This window comes from Brucella sp. GW823-FHT04E01, assembly GCF_058796175.1.
Map to the genome: position 1 here is coordinate 268386 of NZ_JBXAIK010000003.1, position 17136 is coordinate 285521.

Sequence of the window (17136 nt, forward strand, 5' to 3'; positions counted from 1 at the left end):
TCAATGCCTCGCGTAGCCGAGTTCTTCGGCCAGTTGCTCGGCCATCAGGCCGTTAAGTTCGTCGTAAAGGTGGCTTCGTGGGCGGTGCTGGCGCTTGGCCGTCTCGATTTCTGCGATCTTGGCGTTAATCTCGGCCTGAAGGTCGCGGCGCTCCGGTTCGGGGAAAAGCCAGTTGAACAATTTTGCAATGAAAGAGGGGATCATGCTGCAGCCCTCGCGGTTGCGCCGGGTTCCACGCCTAGCAACCTGTCGATTGCGGCAAGAACGGCTTCTTTGCTTTCCTGAAATTCGCGTTTGCCCATGGCCTTGAGGCTTTGGCTCTGCGCGGTGTAGACCTTCACAACGGCTTCGTGGAAAATCACGACAGCGTAGTTGTCCATCGGCTTGATAAATGCGGCTACGCGCTCGGCTTCCGCCTTGCTGCCGCACACTACGGTGCGTTCGTCGGCAAACCCGCATTTGACCAGCATCTTTTTGCGCAGATGCTCGGCAGTCGGATACTCGGCCAAAAGATGGTCCGGCAGCGTGTTCCAGGCATTGCTGATGGAAGCGAAATAATGATTGTGGCTCGCTTCTGATCTATCGTGGTGCTCGACAAGTTTGTAAGTTTCACCAACGACAAATTGGCGATCTGCGCGGGATGCCCAATAAGGGGAGGCTGGATAGAAGGCCTCTCCATCCCATGAGAGGAGGATAGGAGCGCTGGACATTATGCTGCCTCTCCTGTCTTGCGAGCAGGTTTATCGGCCAGCTTTGCTTCAATGATTTTCTTCAGTTCAAGCGCATCGGAAGGGGCTTTAGCCCAAAATGCCTGCAAAGGTTGCTTGTTTGCGTCCTGCCAGCGTCGAACGTCTTCGGGATTGGAAGATCGGATGAAGTCAGCAGCACGGTCTGCAAACTCACCCACTGGAACATTTTCCAGCTGCCAGCCATCGCCCCACGTGACGGTAATTGCGTTGTGAGCACCGATGCGCTTTGCACGCTCTTCCTGCTCGTTATGGGCGACAATTTCGGACGCCGTTAGATCGAGCGTCTTTGCGCGATCCAGTTCTTCCTCAACATAGATTCCGCTGAATTGATCTGGCCAGCCAGCACGCAAAGCCTGAGCCTCGGCGCATTTGGTTATCATTACGACTGGCATTTTCGCCCAGTTGCCCGAAGTGTCGAGCATCTGCCGTCCAGTCTTTTCGCCGCGACCAGTTTCAGGATTATCAATCCACTCATCTTTGAGCGGGGCAAATTCATCCCAATAAGCCTCGCCAACGACCTTGAACCACTCGCCCTTGTTGTCCTGCTGCCAGAGATAAACGCGGGCGTATTCAATGCCCTTTGGGTTCGTTGCCGATTTCAGTTCATCGTTGAAGACAACTTCAGCCGGCTCCGATGCTGGCCGATAGTTCTTGCAGCGTTGAGCAATGACGCGGAGACCGTCGCGAGAGACGACAATCGACATGCGCCGTTTGGATTGATCCTTGGCGTTCTTGCCGAAAACGAGAGGCATAATCTGCTTGCGGAAAGGGTCGAGGCCATAAGACCGCGCTGCCTCCATGAACAGATTGAATTCGTCGTCATTGCAGTCCTTGGCAATCGTGTGCTTAACGAGTGCGATCTGCTTCGGCGTATGTTCGAGAACGGTAACGTTTCCCATTACTTCCTCCGTACAGTCAGGCTCACAGAGCCGTTATCGAGGCGCGCGCCGGGAATAACTTCTCCAGCTTCGAGCGCTTCGAGCAGTGATTTCTTGTTGAGCTTGGGCGCTGGAGGCTCTTGCGGCGTCCAGAACCGAGAAGGGATATCCGCCTCAGCTTCGATAACCGTCCCCGGTTTCACCTTGCGCAAGGTCAGGGTCGCTGTAGGCAGACGCATAGTTTCCTGCTCTGCGATGAGCATTGCCTGCTCAATCGAGGTTCTAAGGAAGTCGGTCTGCTTGCGTATGGCCGAGCGGCGTTCTGTAAAATCGTTGATCTTTGATGTTAGGCCAGCGTCCAGAACGTCATTTTCATCGACCTTGTTAAGAGCCTCTGCGATAACCTCAAGAAGATTGGTTTCGCTTTCAATCGCGATACCAACGCTATCTTCATCATCCATTCCCGCTTCACGAAGCTGCGCTATGATGATCCTGGCTGCATCTTTCTGACGGATTAGAGCGTGAGAAACATTGCTCATGCTGCAATTCCTTCCTGTTCCTGTAGAAGGTCGGTGAGTTCGAAAAGCTTTTCAGCGAGATAGCGGCGGGTCGGGACGTGTGGATCAGTCTTGAGACGGTGCTCAATCTCTGCGATCAGCCGCTTGACTTCGGTTCCGGTGAGGTGATCAGCCATTTGCTTCACCTCTGGCTTTAGCGAGAGCAGTCAGCGCCGCATCAAGCTTCGATTGCGCAAAATCGATATCCGAGTTGTTGCCGTCATCTCGGGCACAGTCGACGCTGTATTCAAGCGCTCCGATTGCCCCTTGAAGGGCTTCATAAAGATCAGGCCCTGCGGCGATCAGATGCCCATCACCTTCATGAATGGCAGCGTAGAACCCTGACCCATCTGGGAAGCCAATATATCCAGCTTCTTTTCCGGACGGTTCAAAGTCCCACGGCCCGGGCGTAAACTTTGTCTCGGCCATGTCTCTCACCTCCACCGGCTGTCAGAGCCGATAAACAAGCTCTGCTTGGTCGTGATGAAAACCGGGCCAAGTTCTTCGATGGAAATGGCGCGATGAGCGTCTTGAAGAGCGTAGCCGAACTGCTTGGCGTTGAATGACGTGTTCCGCTTAAACCAACGCTCGAATTGCTCCGGCGTAGCTTCGGCGCGGTACAGTTCAATGTCCTTGAGTTCCGCAGCCTGTTTTGCGCGGTAAATGGACCATGCAAGATGCATGACGCGCTTTTGGCGGGCGGCTTCACGTACCGGCTTTGGTGCGCTTGCTTTCAGGCACGTGAGAGCCTGTGCAAGGTCGTTGAATGTGGTCTGGATTGAGGTTTGCATAATCTGTTCCTCGAATAAGCATTCGGGAAACCGCCCTTCCGGGCGGAAACCGGAAGGCTTAGTTTTTGCCTGACATGCGGTCTTTGAAAATTTTCTGCGCCTCCGCAAAGGTTTCCGCGTAGACGATGATAGGCATTGGCCCGTCTGAGAATTTGTAAGGCTTCATTTCAGTCCTCGCTCATGCAAGCGCGCAAATACTGGTCTTCGTCGTGACACTTCACTGACCCCCAGTCGCCGAACGTTTCGTCTGGGAAACCGTCATCACCGAGCACGTTGACCGCATGAGACAGCACCCACGATTTGCAAAGAGCGCGGCGGGTGATTTCGCTACGCGTTCCCGTCACGGTTTCGTTGACAAACGTCACGTAGTCGGACTTGCAGTAAGAAATCGTCCGGGTCATGCGGTCCATTTCGGGTGTCTCCCCTTGTTTTGTTGAGGCGTATATTATACGCATACGTATAAACGTCAACACAGAAAATGCGTGAACGTATAAAAATAATTGCGTTGCCGTATAATCGCGCATAATAAAAGCCCCAGCATTAACTGGGGCTTTGCATTTGGTTAGGAATAAGATGTCAGGTTTATTTTATCAGTGCGAATATACCAGCCGTAGCGGCTATCACAGCAAACGAAAGTCCAAAAACCGCGATTAATAACGTGATGATCCATCCTTGGTCAGGCTTGCCATCGAGTTTGGTATCAATGCGCGCGAGCTGGCGCTGTATGCTCTCAAGCGTACTGCGTGTATCCTCTGCAAGGCTTTCGAGTTTAGAAACGCGTGCTTCCATGTCATCAAATGTGCCACCGCCATCGCCGGATTTCAAGGATGATGTTTCGTGTTGACGCAATAGGTCTAGGCGTTTTTCGAGAAACCGAATATCGATGGGAGCTTTATTGGTCATCGTACTTCTTTATGTTTCTCTCAATGATAACATCTAGCGACGAGGAAAGTTGGTCAATCTCTTCCTTTATCAAAGAGCCGTCTTCTTTGGGAAGTTTTCCTTGTATTTTAACCAGTGCAGCCAATATCTGGATTAGACCGTTCATTATATCGATCTGATCCTTTCGAAGGGATTTTTGCTCTTCATATTGCTGCTTCAATAATTTGAAAAGTTCCGCCTGAAAATCAGTCGCCATTTTTTGCTAATCTCTCAAACTCTTCTATTGGAAGCGCTGATTTCAGCACTGTATCCACCTCATCGAGATAGCTTTCCCACATCGGACGACCTTCGAATTTTGTGTCTTCTGGCACTCGGTTTATCCGGCACAGGGCGCGGGCTGCTTTTCGCGGGGAGGTTTCTCTTTAGACATTTTCTGACACCATTCTTAAGCGATCTTCAACCGCCCCTGAATGCCGCCTTTGCGTTCGATGTGACGAATAGAGGTGCGCGGCAGAACGGCGAATATCTCCCCGACCCATTCCAATTGGGCATTCTCAATTGCCGCTGCGTTCCAGGAGAGAAGATTTACCCCGTTTACGCCACGCATGACGGTTTTGATGAAGCGTTTCCCATCGGCAGTGCGCACAGCAGCTTCTTCACCATAGAATGCTTCAAGTGGTCGCTTCTGATCTCGATAGACGATAACGATATGCCCATCCTTATATACCGGTAGCATAGAGTCGCCTCGTATCTGAAAAGCAATCATTTCGTCCGGCAGCGGGAACGGGACCTGTATCTGATCCAAGCCATCTGGCGGTGTCTGTTCGAAATCTGGCTCTATCTCGGCACCTGCGCCTACATAACCCATAACGGCAACAACGCTTCCCTCATCTTCAGATGCTTCAGGAGCCTTAACGACCGCGTTGTACAGGTAAACGATAGCATCGCGCCTGTGCCCTTCGGGTTCGGAACCCTTCAGCCATCGGCTTACTGTCGCTTGCGTCGTATCAAGCCTCTCGGCCAACTGAGATTGGTTCCAGCCGGTCTCCTTGAGGATAGATCGAAGATAAAAGTCAATTTTTCTCATAGCGGTAGCTAGCCACATTGCGAGCAAAAAGAAAAATACGAGCGCGTATAATCTTCCGCTTGAATTCTATACGTATGCGTATAATATACGCAACTATGAACACGCTCCGACACATCCGAAAGAATGTCTTCAAGCTCACCCAGACGGAATTTTCTGCTTTGGCAGGAGTAACGCAGGCAACGATATCTAGGTGGGAGAATGGCGTCGCACCATCTCTGGATGAGATGCGGGCCATCCGTGCGGCCGCGTCCGAACGAAAAATTAGATGGGAAGATGCTTGGTTTTTTGAGCCTCCTTCTCCCAAGCGTCCGCGCAAAGAGGCGAAAACAGTCGACCAACCACCAACCCTATCAGGAACCGTATAATGAGCGACGATATTACATCGGAAGCGCAGACGATTGCCGTTGGCCAGCTTCGAGACTTCATTGAGCGTTACGAGCGCCTTGAAGAAGAAAAGAAGACGATCAGCGACGATCAAAAAGAAATTGTCGCGGAACTGAAGGGTAGCGGCTTCGACGCCAAGGCCTTCAAGGAAATCATTCGCCTTCGCAAGAAGGAAGACCACGAGCGTCAGGAAGAAGAAGCGATGCTTCAGCTTTACATGGACGCTCTGGGGATGTCGTAAGCCATGACTGCGACCGTTTTCCCAACCCATGATGGAACATTCATCGCCTCTTGCCGTAAGACCGGCAGGAGCGCGAGCGGTCGCACGCATGCACATGCATTGCAGAATTTTCATTCGTTGGTGAACTCCTCCCACACTGACGAAGAAAGCCGCGCCACCTTCAAAAAGCTTGGCGCGGCTCCCTTTTCGAGCGAGGGGCGGCGATGAGGAACAAGCCCCGCTCAATCTCAAATTCACGAACCCGTGGGGCGCTTTTTGCGCGTTCTTTCAAGTCCAGAGCGTTCTCCCACGGTAGGAGAAGCGGCGCTCTGGCGCGTGTCCGGGTAACTACCCGTCGCAACCTTGAACAAGGCAGGATCACGCTCTCCCGCTTCTTCGTCATTTCCTCGGGCAATTGCTGCTTTTCGTGCGTTCTGCAAAACGCGCCATGCTGCATGCCCGATGTGCTCCATGTCCGTCCTTCTGTCTGGTTCCGGTCGTCTCTGATCAGGAACTTAGCGAAGGGCTTTGTGCATGACGGACTCAAAAATTCAGTCAATCGAACATCAATTGAAATCGGAGCGCTTGCCTATGAGTAGGTGCGAGACGGCGGGCAGATATGTGCGCCAAATGGTTGAGAAAGAGTCGAAAGGTTGGGGCGATGAAGCAGAAGCTTTGAAGCGCCTGAGTAGCCGTTACCGGATTTCCTTCTGGACACTCAACAACCTCAGAATTCGCCGCGCAAAGTCGGTGAATGAAGAAGTCTTCCCCCGCATCCGAGCCGCATATCTCGACTTCTGTGAAAAGCACATTGCTCGCCTGCAACACGAACTTGAACTCGAAAAGGCGGTGAACGTCGATGCTGATATGGAGGATTTTATGGGCGAGGCTTCGCAGCTTCTGGCGAAGGTTCGTGAAGCGAAGAAAACATCCAAGACAACAGCTCGAACGACGCGAGGAGGGTGAGAAATGAACCCTGTCGCTGTCGCTGTTCTCTCAACTCTCCTAACAATCGTGCTGGTCTGTTTGATCGGCGTCTATCTCGCATGGAGGATGTAATGGAAGCCCAGAAAATACCGCATTACGTGAAACCGGCTCTCGGCCGTCTCTATGGGGGGGCAACCCTTGCTCGCGAGGTATCGCAGACAGAAGAAGCCATAAAGGGCGGTGGTTTCGTTTATTTCACACTGCCAGACGGCAAGTCAGTGGGGCCAGCCTCGGGGAAATGGCTAATCGAAAATGGCTTTGTAGCAGCAACTGGAGACGATTTGTTTCCGGGTGGCTCGCAAACCTATCGGATAGCGTGAGGCCCTGATGCTCTCCCTGCGCCAGATGCACGATATCGCCATAGGCGAAGTGCGGTCGATGGATGACCTGCTTCGCAAAGGCCGCACGTCCAAGCCGCCGCGTCCAGATGTGTGGATCGCGCAGCATGAGCGTATTCGTCAGCATCGTTTGCAGGTCGTCAAACTGATCGAAAGCGAGATTGACCGCCGCAAGGCAGAAGGTGGGGCGGCATGATCAAGCTTGCGCTCCCATTCCCACCTTCTGTCTGGGATATTTACGTTGGATGGGGCAAGGCGCGCCGCCTTTCGCCGGAATATGCGAAGTGGCGCAGCGACTGCGGCTATTTCCTCAATGGGAAGAACGGCTTCATCGAAGGCCCATTCAGCATTCAGGTTGCCTTGAAGCGTCCGCATAAGCGCATGGACCTCGACAACCGCATGAAAGCGCTTCTGGACGTTCTCCAGCACTACAAGGTCATCAAGAACGACAGCCTCTGCGAACGCCTCACAATGACGTGGGACGCCGGTTTGAAAGAGGAATGCGTCGTTATCCTGCAGAGTGCCGAGGAGGCGCAGGCGGCATGAAGAAAAGCAAGCTCTATGGTTTTGACCTTTTACGTCAGCAGACGATCGCTGCCGTTCTGGAAGGGTTTGAGGAGATTGATGAGTGGGTAGTGGGCGACAGCGAAATAGAACGCCTTCTATGCGCAGCCTTAGTAAATCGTGTCCATTACGGCGTTTCTGAATTTCGAGAAGTTCTAATCCCTCACAATGAAGCTGCTGCTGCTGGCTTCTTTACAGAGCCAGAATATAGAATCTCTCTGATTTTGCAGCCTCAGGTTCAGATAGAACAGTTTCGGGTTGATTTTGTTCTGAGTGCATGGACCTTCGGGAAATTCCATGTGAACCACCGTCGCGTGGATATGCCGCCTCACTGGCGCAAGCTTGTGATCGAGTGTGACGGACATGACTTCCATGAGCGCACGAAAGAGCAGGCAACCAAGGATCGCAGTCGTGATAGAGAGCTAAGCAGCCTCGGTTATGATGTGTTCCGCTTCACTGGTTCCGAATTGTGGCGTGATCCGTGGGCAGCAACAGACCAGCTTCTAAGCTGGGCATTGCGTGGGTGGTGATCATGTCAGTAATCGCCACAGCCGTTAAACACATGCTTGCCGCGAACATGTCTCATGATGAGATAGTTGCTGCTATAGCAGAAATGGAAGATAGCTTTTCGCCGGGGGTGGTGCACACCAAGAGGCAGGAGCGCAATAAGCGCTATTACGAGCGTCTTAAATCGTCTGAAAAGCGACTTAATAAGACGGAACAAGACGTTTCAGACGGTGGTGCCCTTTCCCCTGAAAAAAGCTCCCCCACACCCCCTAAAAAACAAACCCCTATCGATCCCCCTTCGCCCCCTAAAGGGGGCTCTTCCCCCACTGGGTCCGGTGTTTCGGAAGCCTTGGACGCCTATCACGCCGTTGCTGATCGATGTGGGTTGGCCTCGGTGCGGGTTTTGACGCCAGTTCGCCAGCGGAAACTTGCCGCCATGGTTCGCCAGCACGGCATGGCTGTTTGGCTCGAAGCTCTCGGCAAGGTCGAGGCAAGTGATTTCTGCACCGGACAGAACGACCGTGGCTGGAGGGCTGATCTGGATTTTCTCCTCCAGCCGTCTTCGTTCACGGCGCTGTTGGAAGGTCGATACGACAACCGAGACGGCTTGAAACGCAAAGAACCACCTCCAAAGCCCCGAAATATCGGGGATGCAATACGCGACGAAGCAAGGCGACTTGGAGTTTTGAAAGATGAACCAGTTAGCGAAAACCGAGGATTTCACGACGAAGGCCACCGAGCAGGAAATGTTCGAGTGCTTGACCTTGCTTTCAAGCCTGCCCTCAAGGGCTTCGGCTAACGATCAGGTCAACATCGCGGGCTACTATCTCGCCCTCGAAGGTGTATCCCGCCACGGTCTGCAAACTGCAATGAAGCTGATTTTGCAGGGCTCGCTTGGTCATGCCTTTCTCCCTTCTCCCCCGGAGTTGCGCCAAGAGTGCAACAAGGTCATGAAGCCTATTCTCGAAGCTCAGTCGCGTGATGCCGAGCGGGCGCGGATTTTGAAGGACCAGAAAGAAATGCTGGACGCTATGAACGGCGGTCACTGGACGCCAGAAAGCCGGGCGAGGGCGACGGAAAGGTGGCAGTCGGCGCGGGCGGCCATGCAGGAGCAGAAGGCTGCGGAAAACGAGCATGACGCAGCCATTGCGCGCTTGCAGGCATCGGCAGCAGCCAACGGCCATGAACTCGATCTGGAAACCATGAAACCGGTTTCAACCGGATCGTTCAAACAAGCGGGAAAGGCGGCATGACAAACCATCCCCCAGTTAGCCGGAGCACTTGCCCGTTGTGGCTCTTTCGATCCGGCAAAGACACATTTGAGATTGCGGCCATTCTCCACGTCCCTGAGCAGGAAGTTGAACGGCGTATTCACATTATTCGAAGTCATGAGACGCGTAAGAAAGCCCGTTTCGAGCGGCACAGCGAGCAAGCGGCATAGGAGAGAGCAATGCTCTACATGGGCAGCAACCTACCTGCAGAAGTCCAGACGCAGAAAAGCATCGACGCTTTCTATGCAAAGACTGGCCCTTGCTGTGCTGGCTGCGATCACTGGCGTTGGATGAGTGCGACAGTTGGCGAGTGTGTCCGCTTTCCTCCTAACCAGAACCACGACGCGGCGGCAGGACTTGGCATGGCTTCATGTTCATTGCCGCGCTCAACTTCAAATCTGACAAAACGGGATCATTGGTGCGGCGAGTTCCGAGACGATCCCGATCAAGACTAACCCCAAGTCAGCGAGGAATGGACATGGCGAAAACCAAAGCGGCAAAGATGAAGGCGAAACGCGGAAGGCCGAAGAAGGAGGGAGCTCTTCGCACGCCTTCTGGTCAGATTAGTAGGGCAAAGGAGCCGCCAGCTAAAGTCGCCCAGCTTGCGAGGATGAGGATATTCGGCATGACAGCATCGGAAGCGCTTTCGGATTTGTCAAGCGACAATCTCGGTAGGCTTCACATGGCCTATAAACGCGACAAGTCGGAAGGCATCAGCACAAGCCAGTACGACGCCGCCGAGCGCTATCGTGAAGTGCTGAATGACCGGCGCAAGGCCGAATGCTCTCCGGCTGCTCATTACGACCAAACAGGCACCGTCGGAACATCTGATCCAGACGATTACGAGAAATGGGTTGCTCGGGCAAAACAAGCCTATAGCGATGCGCGGAGGGCCATTGAAGAGGCTCAGCTTGAGGCACGAAACTCGAACCTATTCGCTGCCGTGCAGTTCATGCTTGAGAACGACCAATACTTACCTCACATGTTAGGGGATATTCGTCTCGCTTGTAATGCACTTCATCGACATTTTTTCACACAAACTCGTAAGAAAGTCGCATAAGTGTCTTGTCACATCGGGCGAAGCAGAATAATCTGCGCATAGTTTCAGGGTGCAAAATAGCGTCCTGATAAGAATCCAGCGGCCTTCGGGCCGCTTTGTTGTTTTAGGCGAGCCGATGTTCACCGCATTTTTAGCGGCCTTCACATTGCTGATCTGTGCGCCTGTGGCGTATCTTTGCCTTAAACTGCCAATGCCAACCTTGTTCAAGTTCGTATACATGGCGGTAATCGTGTTGGTTGCAGGTATCACAATTATTCTTGGCAGGCATTTAGGCTAAGGGAATGAAACCCTCTGCATAGCGGATGGGCACCAATACGCGGCTTTAGGGGCGCTTTATAAGGGAAATTGACGGCAAGGTTGTTGCAATAGTGGATATTATCGAAGCTCATAAGCGTTCCATCCATCACCGACCTGAGATCGAGGCCAGCGGGAAGTGCGGGTGCTTCTACTGTCTGGAAATATTCGAACCGGGTGCAATCACAGAATGGGTTGATGACGATGACACGGCCCTTTGTCCCCATTGCGGCATTGACTCAGTGATTGGTGACGCATCGGGCTATCCAATTGTTGGCGCCTTCTTAACTCGGATGCACAGGCATTGGTTCATGAACGAGGTGTAATGCCTCAACGCCAAGCACCGGGAGCGATATACCCGGAGATCCGTGGAAGTCGGCTCGCGCCAAATCAGAACGGCGGCGCTGAAAGCATCAACATAGCAACAAATGCTGCCGCACTGGCAACAGCAACCAGCAATATAAAACCAAGCACGGGCAAGCGATCCAGCCAGGTGCGATCACGATCTTTTAGAAGTTCGGTCTTGATCCGAAACTCCTGGTCAAACTGGTATCGTCTGGCCCCGCGCCAATTAGCTTGAAAATCTTCCTGCTCCATGCGGGCGAGTTTGAATTGAACAGCTTAATTTCTGGTTGAAGTCCCGACCCCGCCATAGAGCGGGCTTTTTCATTTCAATAATCGGAGAACGATATGCGCTAGTCGTCCATATCCTTCAAAAAAGGAGCGACGGTCGGTCTCGGTTTAGTATCTTTATGAAATCGATCGATTGCGGTTTTGCAGAAAATTTCTACATCCATCGCGCCGTTGTTCATGGCGCTTGTCATGCGCTTATCAAAGGTTGGGTCTTGCATAGGCTTTATATATTCAAGGTTTTCACCGAGGCTATCAATATAATCATTATTCAAATCGAGCGAGGGGCAATAAACAAGGGCTGCAAAGGAATCCGCAAGATTTGCCATGTACTCTTCCTTTGAAACGCCGGGGAAAAACCTAGGTTCTCGGCCATCAGCAATTGCCGTTTGGTTGGATAATAACAGCAGTAGAGCGATTAGAGCTTTCTTCATGTAAATTCGTACCAAACTAATTTTACAAACATTAAGAGGCAGATTTAAAACAACGAGCCAAATTTATGCAATCCCAAAAGTCATCCTCATAATGCGGCGTAAGTGGGCAAGATCGGCATTAAATCTTTGGGTTCCGAGTAACCCATTCCCGATAGATCATCAAAAGAAGGGCGATCGGTAAAAGGACGCCTAATGGAAACGTGTACTAGCTGGCTATTGCAAGTGTAGCGGTGGCGATAGCTGCTGTGATAATTCGTCCCCAATGTCCCAAGATGTCTCCTTATTCGACGCCTTCCTATAGCATAATCCGAAATTCAATGATTTGACCATGCGTAGACGCACATTCCTCAAATTCCTTAGCCTCGCTCCTGTAGCTGCTGCCGTTCCTGCAATGGCGCTGCCAAGGGCGGAGAAGCCACTGGCTACCGGCGGCGTTTTGAAGGGTAAGGTGGGTTACCTCATGGGTGAGACCCCGGGCGAGAGCATTCTCATTGATGTCGACATGTCCGCGCCGAGCCGTCTTGTGATCGACATTGACGCTCTTAACCGAGACTTGGACGATATGCACAAATGGCTGGGCGATGAAGGCCGCCGCATTATCAGCGAGCTTTACTGGATTGGCCGTGTTGGAGGCGAAGGGCTAGTAGCCAAATAACCACGCAATGCCGCCGAAGAATAATGCTGACAGAGCGGCACTGATGATTAAGGCAACAATCCCGGTCGCGTTAAATTCGAAACGGCCCGTAGTCGAATGTCGAATATTTTGCCTGGCACTGCCAATAATGCCGATAACCGCCCCAATGATCCACCACATGATCCCCTCCGGTAAACTAACGACGAGATAGAACCCTGAGTCTCATGCTGAAACAAGATGGGGTTTCGGCCCGGCTTCTCAGAAGTTTCTGTCTGTTTCCCCGGTATAGGGTTGAGATATATGCGTGGCTTAACCGTCCTGCTCGGCTATCCCTTCGATGTTTTCGTTGAGGTAGTTGGATATTTCACGGGCCTTTTCAAGCGAAATACCGTTAGCTAGCCGTAGATTGACGTGCCCCCGAAACATATTCAGATCGTCGCCTGAGTGCGGTTCCACAACGATGAAACACTGGCCGCCGTCAAATTCTCCGATGCGAAAGTGCGGTCTTGCGATACGTAGAGCCATTTCGTCCTCCCAAGGTTAGCCCATGCCAGTTCTGAAAAATGCCCGTCATGAAGCGTTTGCGCAAGAGCTCGCCAAGGGCAAAACGGCTGATGAAGCGTATCGGATGGCAGGCTTTAAACCGAACCGCGGGAATGCAGCGACGTTAAAGCGGAAACAAAGCATTTCAAAACGCGTGAGTGAGCTTCTCGAATGGGAGCAAACGGTAGAGCGCAAGGCCACTGAAAAGGCCATCGACAAGCTTGCGATCACCAAAGAGCGAGTGCTCGCAGAACTCGCCAAGATCGGGTTCTCGGACATCCGTAAAGCCATCAAATGGCAAGGATCGCTCGTAACCGAGGAAGACAATCCCGGTGGCGGCGACGTGCTGGTCATCAAGAACGTGATCACGAACAACGTGCAGCTCGTTTCGAGCGACGAGATTGACGACGACACGGCGGCGGCTATTGCGGAGATCAGCCAGAATTCAACCGGCGGGATTAAGCTGAAGCTGCACGATAAGAAGGCGGCGCTTGTCGACATCGGCAAGCACCTTGGGATGTTCATCGAGAAGCACGAGCATTCAGGCGAGATTTCGCTGACCGTGTCGCAAGAGGATGCTGAACTGTGAGACATGGCTTCAATTCAACTTACGGAGAAACAACGACAGGCTAACCGCCTTTTGGCTGGTCCTGCGCGCAACATCATGCTGCGCGGCGGCTCCCGGTCGGGAAAGACCTTCGTACTTGTCCGAGCCATCATTCAGCGGGCAATCAATGCGCCAAGCTCTCGGCATGTCATTTTCCGTTTCCGGTTCAACCATGCCAAGACCTCGGTTTGGTCCGATACGCTGCCAAAGGTTTTGAAACTGTGCTTTCCATCGCTGCGCGTGCGGTTTGACAAGACTGACTTCTATGTCGAGTTACCGAACGGTTCTCAGGTCTGGATTGCGGGGTTGGACGACAAGGAGCGCGTTGAGAAGATTCTCGGGCAGGAATACGCAACCCTCTATTTCAATGAAAGCAGTCAGATTCCGTGGGCATCGGTGGAAACCGCAATGTCCCGCCTGGCCCAGAAGTGTGAGCTCGCCGCTCAAATAGCGAAAGCCACCGGACGGCAGTATCTGGCGCTTAAGGCCTATTTCGACTGTAACCCGCCGTCAAAACTGCATTGGAGCTTTCAGCTATTCCGGTCGAAGATGAAGCCTGGCACGAAAGAGGCGCTTCCCAATCCCGACGACTACGTCGAGATGAAGGTAAACCCGTCCGATAATGCCGATAACCTGCCGGCGGAGTATTTCGACGTGCTGGCCTCGATGTCGGCAGCAAAGCGGCTTCGTTTTGAAGCGGGTGAATGGGCAAGTGAAGTCAACGGCGCCTTGTGGGCGCTGGATGACCGCATGGCTGCCGATGGCAAAATCATGCCGGGTATAGACAGCCTGCGCGTGAAGCAGGCCCCGGAACTTGTTCGAATTGTGGTTGCTGTCGACCCCTCGGGTACGCGGGGTGATGACGGTGGCGACGACATCGGCATTGTTGTCGCAGGTCGTGGGGTAGATGGTCACTCATACATTCTCGAGGACGGCACTTGCCAATTGTCGCCGGAAGGATGGGGCAGGCGGGCAGTCGACCTCTATCACCGTTTCGAGGCTGACCGGATTGTCGGTGAGCGGAACTACGGCGGCGACATGGTGCGCTTCACGGTGGCGACCGCCGATAAGAAGGCTGCCTTCAAGGAAGTTGTTGCCAGTCGTGGCAAAGCCGTTCGAGCCGAGCCGATCAGCGCCTTGTACGAGCAAGGCAAAGTGCATCACGTGGGCATTTTCCCCGATCTTGAAGACCAGATGTGCAACTTCACTGCCTCCGGTTACGTGGGTGATGGATCGCCTGACCGTGCCGACGCCCTTGTATGGGCAATCACTGAACTGATGCTTGGTGCTGAGATGCCGAAAGCTGTCTTCGGAACCTATGGACGGATAAATGGCTGATACAGATTTTCTCGCTACATCAGCCGATTATAAGGCGATGCTCGGCTACTGGACGAAGGTTGCGGCGATCCGCGGTGGCGTCGACGCCATGCGGAAAGCTGGTAAATCCTATCTTCCGCAGTTTCCCAATGAGAGTGACCCGAACTACGATTATCGTCTGGCGAACTCGAAGTTCACTGACATCTATTCGGATATCGTGGAGAACTTGGCGTCCAAGCCGTTTTCGAAGGAAGTGACGCTCGCCAACGATACCGTGCCGGAAGCGATCAAGGTTGTGACCGAGGATATCGACGGTGGCGGCAATCATCTGCATGTGTTTGCCGATACGGTGTTCTTCAACGGCATTCACAACGCCATTGACTGGATACTGGTCGATTATCCGACTGTTCCGCAGGGTGCCACGCTTGCCGATGAGAAGCGGATGGGTGCCCGGCCGTGTTGGTTGAATATCCCCGCTACCGACATGCTCTGGGTCGAAAGCAAGGTAATCAACGGCAAGGAACAGTTCACCTACGCCAAGATATACGAGCCTATCACCCAGCGAGACAGCGTCGGCAAGGAACAGTGCATCGATCGTGTTCGCATCCTGATCCGGGATGAACTCGAAGGTGGTCAATATGGGCCTGCCCGGTATGAAATCTGGGAAAAAGGCACAAAGACGGACGCAGGTTGGTCACTAATCGCGGAAGGACCGATATCGATTGGTGTGATCGCGCTTGTGCCATTCTTCACCGGCAGACGCGAAGGCTCAACATGGCGCATTCGCCCGCCGATGCGAAACGTCGCTGAATTGCAGGTCGAGCATTATCAGCAGGAAACTAATCTCAAGTCAGCCAAGGAACTGACCGCCTTTCCGATGCTTGCGGGCAATGGTGTGACGCCGCCGGTAGATGAGAACGGCGAGCCGATCATGGCGCCGATTGGGCCATCGGTTGTTCTCTATGCTCCTCCGACGCCAGATGGCACGAAGAGCGGGCAGTGGCAGTTCATCGAACCCTCGGCCTCGTCGCTAAAGTTCCTCTCGGAAGACGTGGACAAGACCGAGACACAGATGCGCGAGCTTGGTCGTCAGCCGCTTACAGCGGGCACTAGCGGGATCACGCAGGTTGCAGCCGCCTTCGCTTCCCAGAAGTCAGCCAGTGCCGTACAGGCATGGGCTCTCATGCTCAAGGACTGTCTGGAACGGGCTTACGTCTTCACATCGATGTGGCTGAAGGTGAAGCTCGAGCCGACCGTTTACGTGAATACTGACTTCGCAATCGAACTCGGCGAGGACAAGGCGCCTGACACGCTTCTGACCATGAACGAGCGCGGCAAGCTTAGCACACAGACGCTCTGGCAGGAAATGAAGCGCAGAAGCATCCTTTCGCCCGAGTTCGACGCGGACGAAGAGGAAAAGCGGATCATGGATGAACTCCCCGCTGACGACACCGAGGATGATCTGACCGCTGCCGTCACTCCACCGGTGAAAGAGCCGGCGGAATAGTCGAACGAACAATCTGACTTCACACGGCTCGGCGGGATCATCCTTCCGGGCCTTTTTCAATGCGCGGGACGCGCACAACTATCCGGGATGGATAAACATGGCTCTCAAAGCAATTCTGGCATCGCTTGACGGTATCGATGACGCAATTTCGGCTCTCTATGTCGAGAAGGATGGCAAGTTCATTCTTGATGTCGAGAGTGTCGACGGCTTCGCACTTGAAGACGTGAATGGTCTCAAGACTGCACTCGGCAAGGAGCGCACGACACGCGAACGTCTTGAGCGCGATGTGATCAAGTTCAAGGACCTTGACCCAGACAAGGCTCGTGAGGCTCTGGCAAAGCTTGAAGAACTGACCAGCATCGACCCTGCCAAGGAAGCCGACAAGATCGCCAATACGAAGTTCGAGGCCGCCAAGGCACAGCTTCTGGAAAAGCACACTGGTGAGCTTACCAGCCGTGATGAGCGTATCGGGCATCTGACCAAGACCGTTGAGGGCCTGCTTATCGATGCGGCCGCAACGTCTGCGCTGGCCGAAGCCAAGGGATCGGTGGAACTGCTTCTTCCTCACGTACGGGCTCATACCCGCGTCAAGGAAGTCGACGGCAAGTTTACGGTCGAGGTGATTGACAAGGACGGCAACGCAAAGATCGCGGATTCCAAGGGTACGCCGATGGATATCTCTGGTCTGGTTGCCGAAATGAAGGAATCGGATGCGTTCGGACGCGCCTTTGAAGGTTCCGGCCAGTCGGGCAGCGGTAAACAACCGGGCGCAGGTGGCGGCGGTAATGCTCCGCAACGCGGTAATTTCGGCGGATCGAAGGAAGAGCGCGCAGCCGCTATCGCTTCGAAGTTCCCCGAACTGAGGCGCTAATCCCCTCAAATCTCTCTGCTGCTG

The 17136-nt window shown here is 53.4% G+C and carries 31 protein-coding genes; 15 read left to right on the forward strand and 16 right to left on the reverse strand.

What is annotated here, in order from left to right; translation table 11 throughout:
- The 12 genes from AC1RHM_RS11585 to AC1RHM_RS11640 all read right to left on the reverse strand — a co-directional run bounded on the left by AC1RHM_RS11585 (window position 1) and on the right by AC1RHM_RS11640 (window position 4944).
- A complete protein-coding gene (locus tag AC1RHM_RS11585; RefSeq protein ID WP_333885635.1) occupies window positions 1–204 on the reverse strand; it encodes a hypothetical protein in 204 nt (67 codons plus the stop codon).
- Window positions 201–710 (reverse strand): hypothetical protein, encoded by a 510-nt coding sequence (locus AC1RHM_RS11590; protein WP_204157865.1) that lies wholly within the window; start codon window positions 708–710, stop codon window positions 201–203. Before AC1RHM_RS11590 ends, AC1RHM_RS11585 begins: the two co-directional genes overlap by 4 nt.
- The gene (gene bet / locus AC1RHM_RS11595; protein WP_204157867.1) at window positions 710–1648 is read right to left on the reverse strand and encodes a phage recombination protein Bet; all 939 of its coding nucleotides are present in this window, start codon (window positions 1646–1648) and stop codon (window positions 710–712) included. The genes AC1RHM_RS11590 and bet overlap by 1 nt, the downstream gene beginning before the upstream one ends.
- Complete coding sequence (locus AC1RHM_RS11600; protein ID WP_492332522.1) at window positions 1648–2166, reverse strand: siphovirus Gp157 family protein; 519 nt, start codon at window positions 2164–2166, stop codon at window positions 1648–1650. Before AC1RHM_RS11600 ends, bet begins: the two co-directional genes overlap by 1 nt.
- Window positions 2163–2321: a hypothetical protein gene (locus AC1RHM_RS11605; protein ID WP_194531625.1), complete on the reverse strand. Its 159-nt coding sequence runs from the start codon at window positions 2319–2321 to the stop codon at window positions 2163–2165. Before AC1RHM_RS11605 ends, AC1RHM_RS11600 begins: the two co-directional genes overlap by 4 nt.
- Window positions 2314–2613 (reverse strand): XkdD/Y8K6 family phage-associated protein, encoded by a 300-nt coding sequence (locus tag AC1RHM_RS11610; RefSeq protein ID WP_492332523.1) that lies wholly within the window; start codon window positions 2611–2613, stop codon window positions 2314–2316. Before AC1RHM_RS11610 ends, AC1RHM_RS11605 begins: the two co-directional genes overlap by 8 nt.
- Window positions 2614–2618: 5 nt before the next feature.
- Complete coding sequence (locus AC1RHM_RS11615) at window positions 2619–2975, reverse strand: hypothetical protein (RefSeq protein ID WP_376912267.1); 357 nt, start codon at window positions 2973–2975, stop codon at window positions 2619–2621.
- Between the two features lie 167 nt (window positions 2976–3142).
- Window positions 3143–3385 carry a hypothetical protein gene (locus AC1RHM_RS11620; RefSeq protein WP_376912266.1) on the reverse strand — a complete coding sequence of 81 codons (243 nt, stop codon included), beginning with the start codon at window positions 3383–3385 and terminating at the stop codon, window positions 3143–3145.
- A gap of 172 nt (window positions 3386–3557) precedes the next feature.
- Window positions 3558–3878 (reverse strand): hypothetical protein, encoded by a 321-nt coding sequence (locus tag AC1RHM_RS11625; RefSeq protein ID WP_376912265.1) that lies wholly within the window; start codon window positions 3876–3878, stop codon window positions 3558–3560.
- Window positions 3868–4113, reverse strand: coding sequence for a hypothetical protein (locus tag AC1RHM_RS11630; RefSeq protein ID WP_376912264.1), 246 nt, complete (start codon window positions 4111–4113; stop codon window positions 3868–3870). The genes AC1RHM_RS11625 and AC1RHM_RS11630 overlap by 11 nt, the downstream gene beginning before the upstream one ends.
- A complete protein-coding gene (locus AC1RHM_RS11635) occupies window positions 4103–4228 on the reverse strand; it encodes a hypothetical protein (RefSeq protein ID WP_492332524.1) in 126 nt (41 codons plus the stop codon). Before AC1RHM_RS11635 ends, AC1RHM_RS11630 begins: the two co-directional genes overlap by 11 nt.
- Before the next feature lie 74 nt (window positions 4229–4302).
- Window positions 4303–4944: a LexA family transcriptional regulator gene (locus tag AC1RHM_RS11640; RefSeq protein WP_376912263.1), complete on the reverse strand. Its 642-nt coding sequence runs from the start codon at window positions 4942–4944 to the stop codon at window positions 4303–4305.
- A gap of 95 nt (window positions 4945–5039) precedes the next feature.
- Here AC1RHM_RS11640 and AC1RHM_RS11645 point away from each other — a divergent pair, with 95 nt between their 5' ends.
- The 10 genes from AC1RHM_RS11645 to AC1RHM_RS11690 all read left to right on the forward strand — a co-directional run bounded on the left by AC1RHM_RS11645 (window position 5040) and on the right by AC1RHM_RS11690 (window position 10275).
- A complete protein-coding gene (locus tag AC1RHM_RS11645) occupies window positions 5040–5309 on the forward strand; it encodes a helix-turn-helix transcriptional regulator (protein WP_492332525.1) in 270 nt (89 codons plus the stop codon).
- Window positions 5309–5569 (forward strand): DUF2312 domain-containing protein, encoded by a 261-nt coding sequence (locus tag AC1RHM_RS11650; RefSeq protein ID WP_376912261.1) that lies wholly within the window; start codon window positions 5309–5311, stop codon window positions 5567–5569. Before AC1RHM_RS11645 ends, AC1RHM_RS11650 begins: the two co-directional genes overlap by 1 nt.
- A 513-nt stretch (window positions 5570–6082) precedes the next feature.
- Entirely contained in the window at window positions 6083–6514 is a 432-nt protein-coding gene (locus tag AC1RHM_RS11655; protein ID WP_376912260.1) for a hypothetical protein, read from the forward strand.
- Window positions 6515–6606: 92 nt separating this feature from the next.
- Window positions 6607–6855, forward strand: coding sequence for a hypothetical protein (locus AC1RHM_RS11660; protein ID WP_492332526.1), 249 nt, complete (start codon window positions 6607–6609; stop codon window positions 6853–6855).
- A gap of 7 nt (window positions 6856–6862) precedes the next feature.
- Window positions 6863–7069 carry a hypothetical protein gene (locus AC1RHM_RS11665; RefSeq protein ID WP_492332527.1) on the forward strand — a complete coding sequence of 69 codons (207 nt, stop codon included), beginning with the start codon at window positions 6863–6865 and terminating at the stop codon, window positions 7067–7069.
- Window positions 7066–7419 carry a RusA family crossover junction endodeoxyribonuclease gene (locus AC1RHM_RS11670; protein ID WP_258124779.1) on the forward strand — a complete coding sequence of 118 codons (354 nt, stop codon included), beginning with the start codon at window positions 7066–7068 and terminating at the stop codon, window positions 7417–7419. The genes AC1RHM_RS11665 and AC1RHM_RS11670 overlap by 4 nt, the downstream gene beginning before the upstream one ends.
- The gene (locus AC1RHM_RS11675; RefSeq protein WP_433846130.1) at window positions 7416–7967 is read left to right on the forward strand and encodes an endonuclease domain-containing protein; all 552 of its coding nucleotides are present in this window, start codon (window positions 7416–7418) and stop codon (window positions 7965–7967) included. The genes AC1RHM_RS11670 and AC1RHM_RS11675 overlap by 4 nt, the downstream gene beginning before the upstream one ends.
- Window positions 7968–7969: 2 nt before the next feature.
- Complete coding sequence (locus tag AC1RHM_RS11680) at window positions 7970–8743, forward strand: DNA replication protein (RefSeq protein WP_492332528.1); 774 nt, start codon at window positions 7970–7972, stop codon at window positions 8741–8743.
- Window positions 8703–9197 carry a hypothetical protein gene (locus AC1RHM_RS11685; protein WP_492332529.1) on the forward strand — a complete coding sequence of 165 codons (495 nt, stop codon included), beginning with the start codon at window positions 8703–8705 and terminating at the stop codon, window positions 9195–9197. The genes AC1RHM_RS11680 and AC1RHM_RS11685 overlap by 41 nt, the downstream gene beginning before the upstream one ends.
- Before the next feature lie 496 nt (window positions 9198–9693).
- Window positions 9694–10275 (forward strand): hypothetical protein, encoded by a 582-nt coding sequence (locus tag AC1RHM_RS11690; RefSeq protein WP_492332530.1) that lies wholly within the window; start codon window positions 9694–9696, stop codon window positions 10273–10275.
- 684 nt (window positions 10276–10959) lie between these two features.
- Here AC1RHM_RS11690 and AC1RHM_RS11695 read toward each other — a convergent pair.
- Together AC1RHM_RS11695 and AC1RHM_RS11700 are read right to left on the reverse strand one after the other, a co-directional pair.
- On the reverse strand, window positions 10960–11166 hold the full coding sequence (locus AC1RHM_RS11695; protein ID WP_376912253.1) for a hypothetical protein: 207 nt from the start codon (window positions 11164–11166) through the stop codon (window positions 10960–10962).
- Window positions 11167–11264: 98 nt separating this feature from the next.
- A complete protein-coding gene (locus AC1RHM_RS11700) occupies window positions 11265–11633 on the reverse strand; it encodes a hypothetical protein (RefSeq protein WP_376912252.1) in 369 nt (122 codons plus the stop codon).
- Between the two features lie 328 nt (window positions 11634–11961).
- Between AC1RHM_RS11700 and AC1RHM_RS11705 the strand changes: the two genes are divergently transcribed.
- Complete coding sequence (locus AC1RHM_RS11705; RefSeq protein ID WP_492332531.1) at window positions 11962–12288, forward strand: hypothetical protein; 327 nt, start codon at window positions 11962–11964, stop codon at window positions 12286–12288.
- Here AC1RHM_RS11705 and AC1RHM_RS11710 read toward each other — a convergent pair.
- Window positions 12274–12447 (reverse strand): hypothetical protein, encoded by a 174-nt coding sequence (locus AC1RHM_RS11710; RefSeq protein WP_492332532.1) that lies wholly within the window; start codon window positions 12445–12447, stop codon window positions 12274–12276. The two genes, AC1RHM_RS11705 and AC1RHM_RS11710, sit on opposite strands and share 15 nt — an antisense overlap.
- 129 nt (window positions 12448–12576) lie before the next feature.
- Complete coding sequence (locus AC1RHM_RS11715) at window positions 12577–12792, reverse strand: hypothetical protein (RefSeq protein ID WP_492332533.1); 216 nt, start codon at window positions 12790–12792, stop codon at window positions 12577–12579.
- A gap of 22 nt (window positions 12793–12814) precedes the next feature.
- On the opposite strand from AC1RHM_RS11715, the gene AC1RHM_RS11720 reads away from it, so the two are divergent.
- The 4 genes from AC1RHM_RS11720 to AC1RHM_RS11735 all read left to right on the forward strand — a co-directional run bounded on the left by AC1RHM_RS11720 (window position 12815) and on the right by AC1RHM_RS11735 (window position 17112).
- Window positions 12815–13399 carry a terminase small subunit gene (locus tag AC1RHM_RS11720; protein ID WP_492332534.1) on the forward strand — a complete coding sequence of 195 codons (585 nt, stop codon included), beginning with the start codon at window positions 12815–12817 and terminating at the stop codon, window positions 13397–13399.
- Window positions 13400–13402: 3 nt separating this feature from the next.
- Window positions 13403–14755 (forward strand): phage terminase large subunit, encoded by a 1353-nt coding sequence (locus AC1RHM_RS11725; RefSeq protein WP_492332535.1) that lies wholly within the window; start codon window positions 13403–13405, stop codon window positions 14753–14755.
- The gene (locus AC1RHM_RS11730) at window positions 14748–16241 is read left to right on the forward strand and encodes a DUF4055 domain-containing protein (protein ID WP_492332536.1); all 1494 of its coding nucleotides are present in this window, start codon (window positions 14748–14750) and stop codon (window positions 16239–16241) included. The genes AC1RHM_RS11725 and AC1RHM_RS11730 overlap by 8 nt, the downstream gene beginning before the upstream one ends.
- Before the next feature lie 97 nt (window positions 16242–16338).
- Window positions 16339–17112 (forward strand): hypothetical protein, encoded by a 774-nt coding sequence (locus AC1RHM_RS11735; protein ID WP_492332537.1) that lies wholly within the window; start codon window positions 16339–16341, stop codon window positions 17110–17112.
- Window positions 17113–17136: the final 24 nt, after the last annotated feature.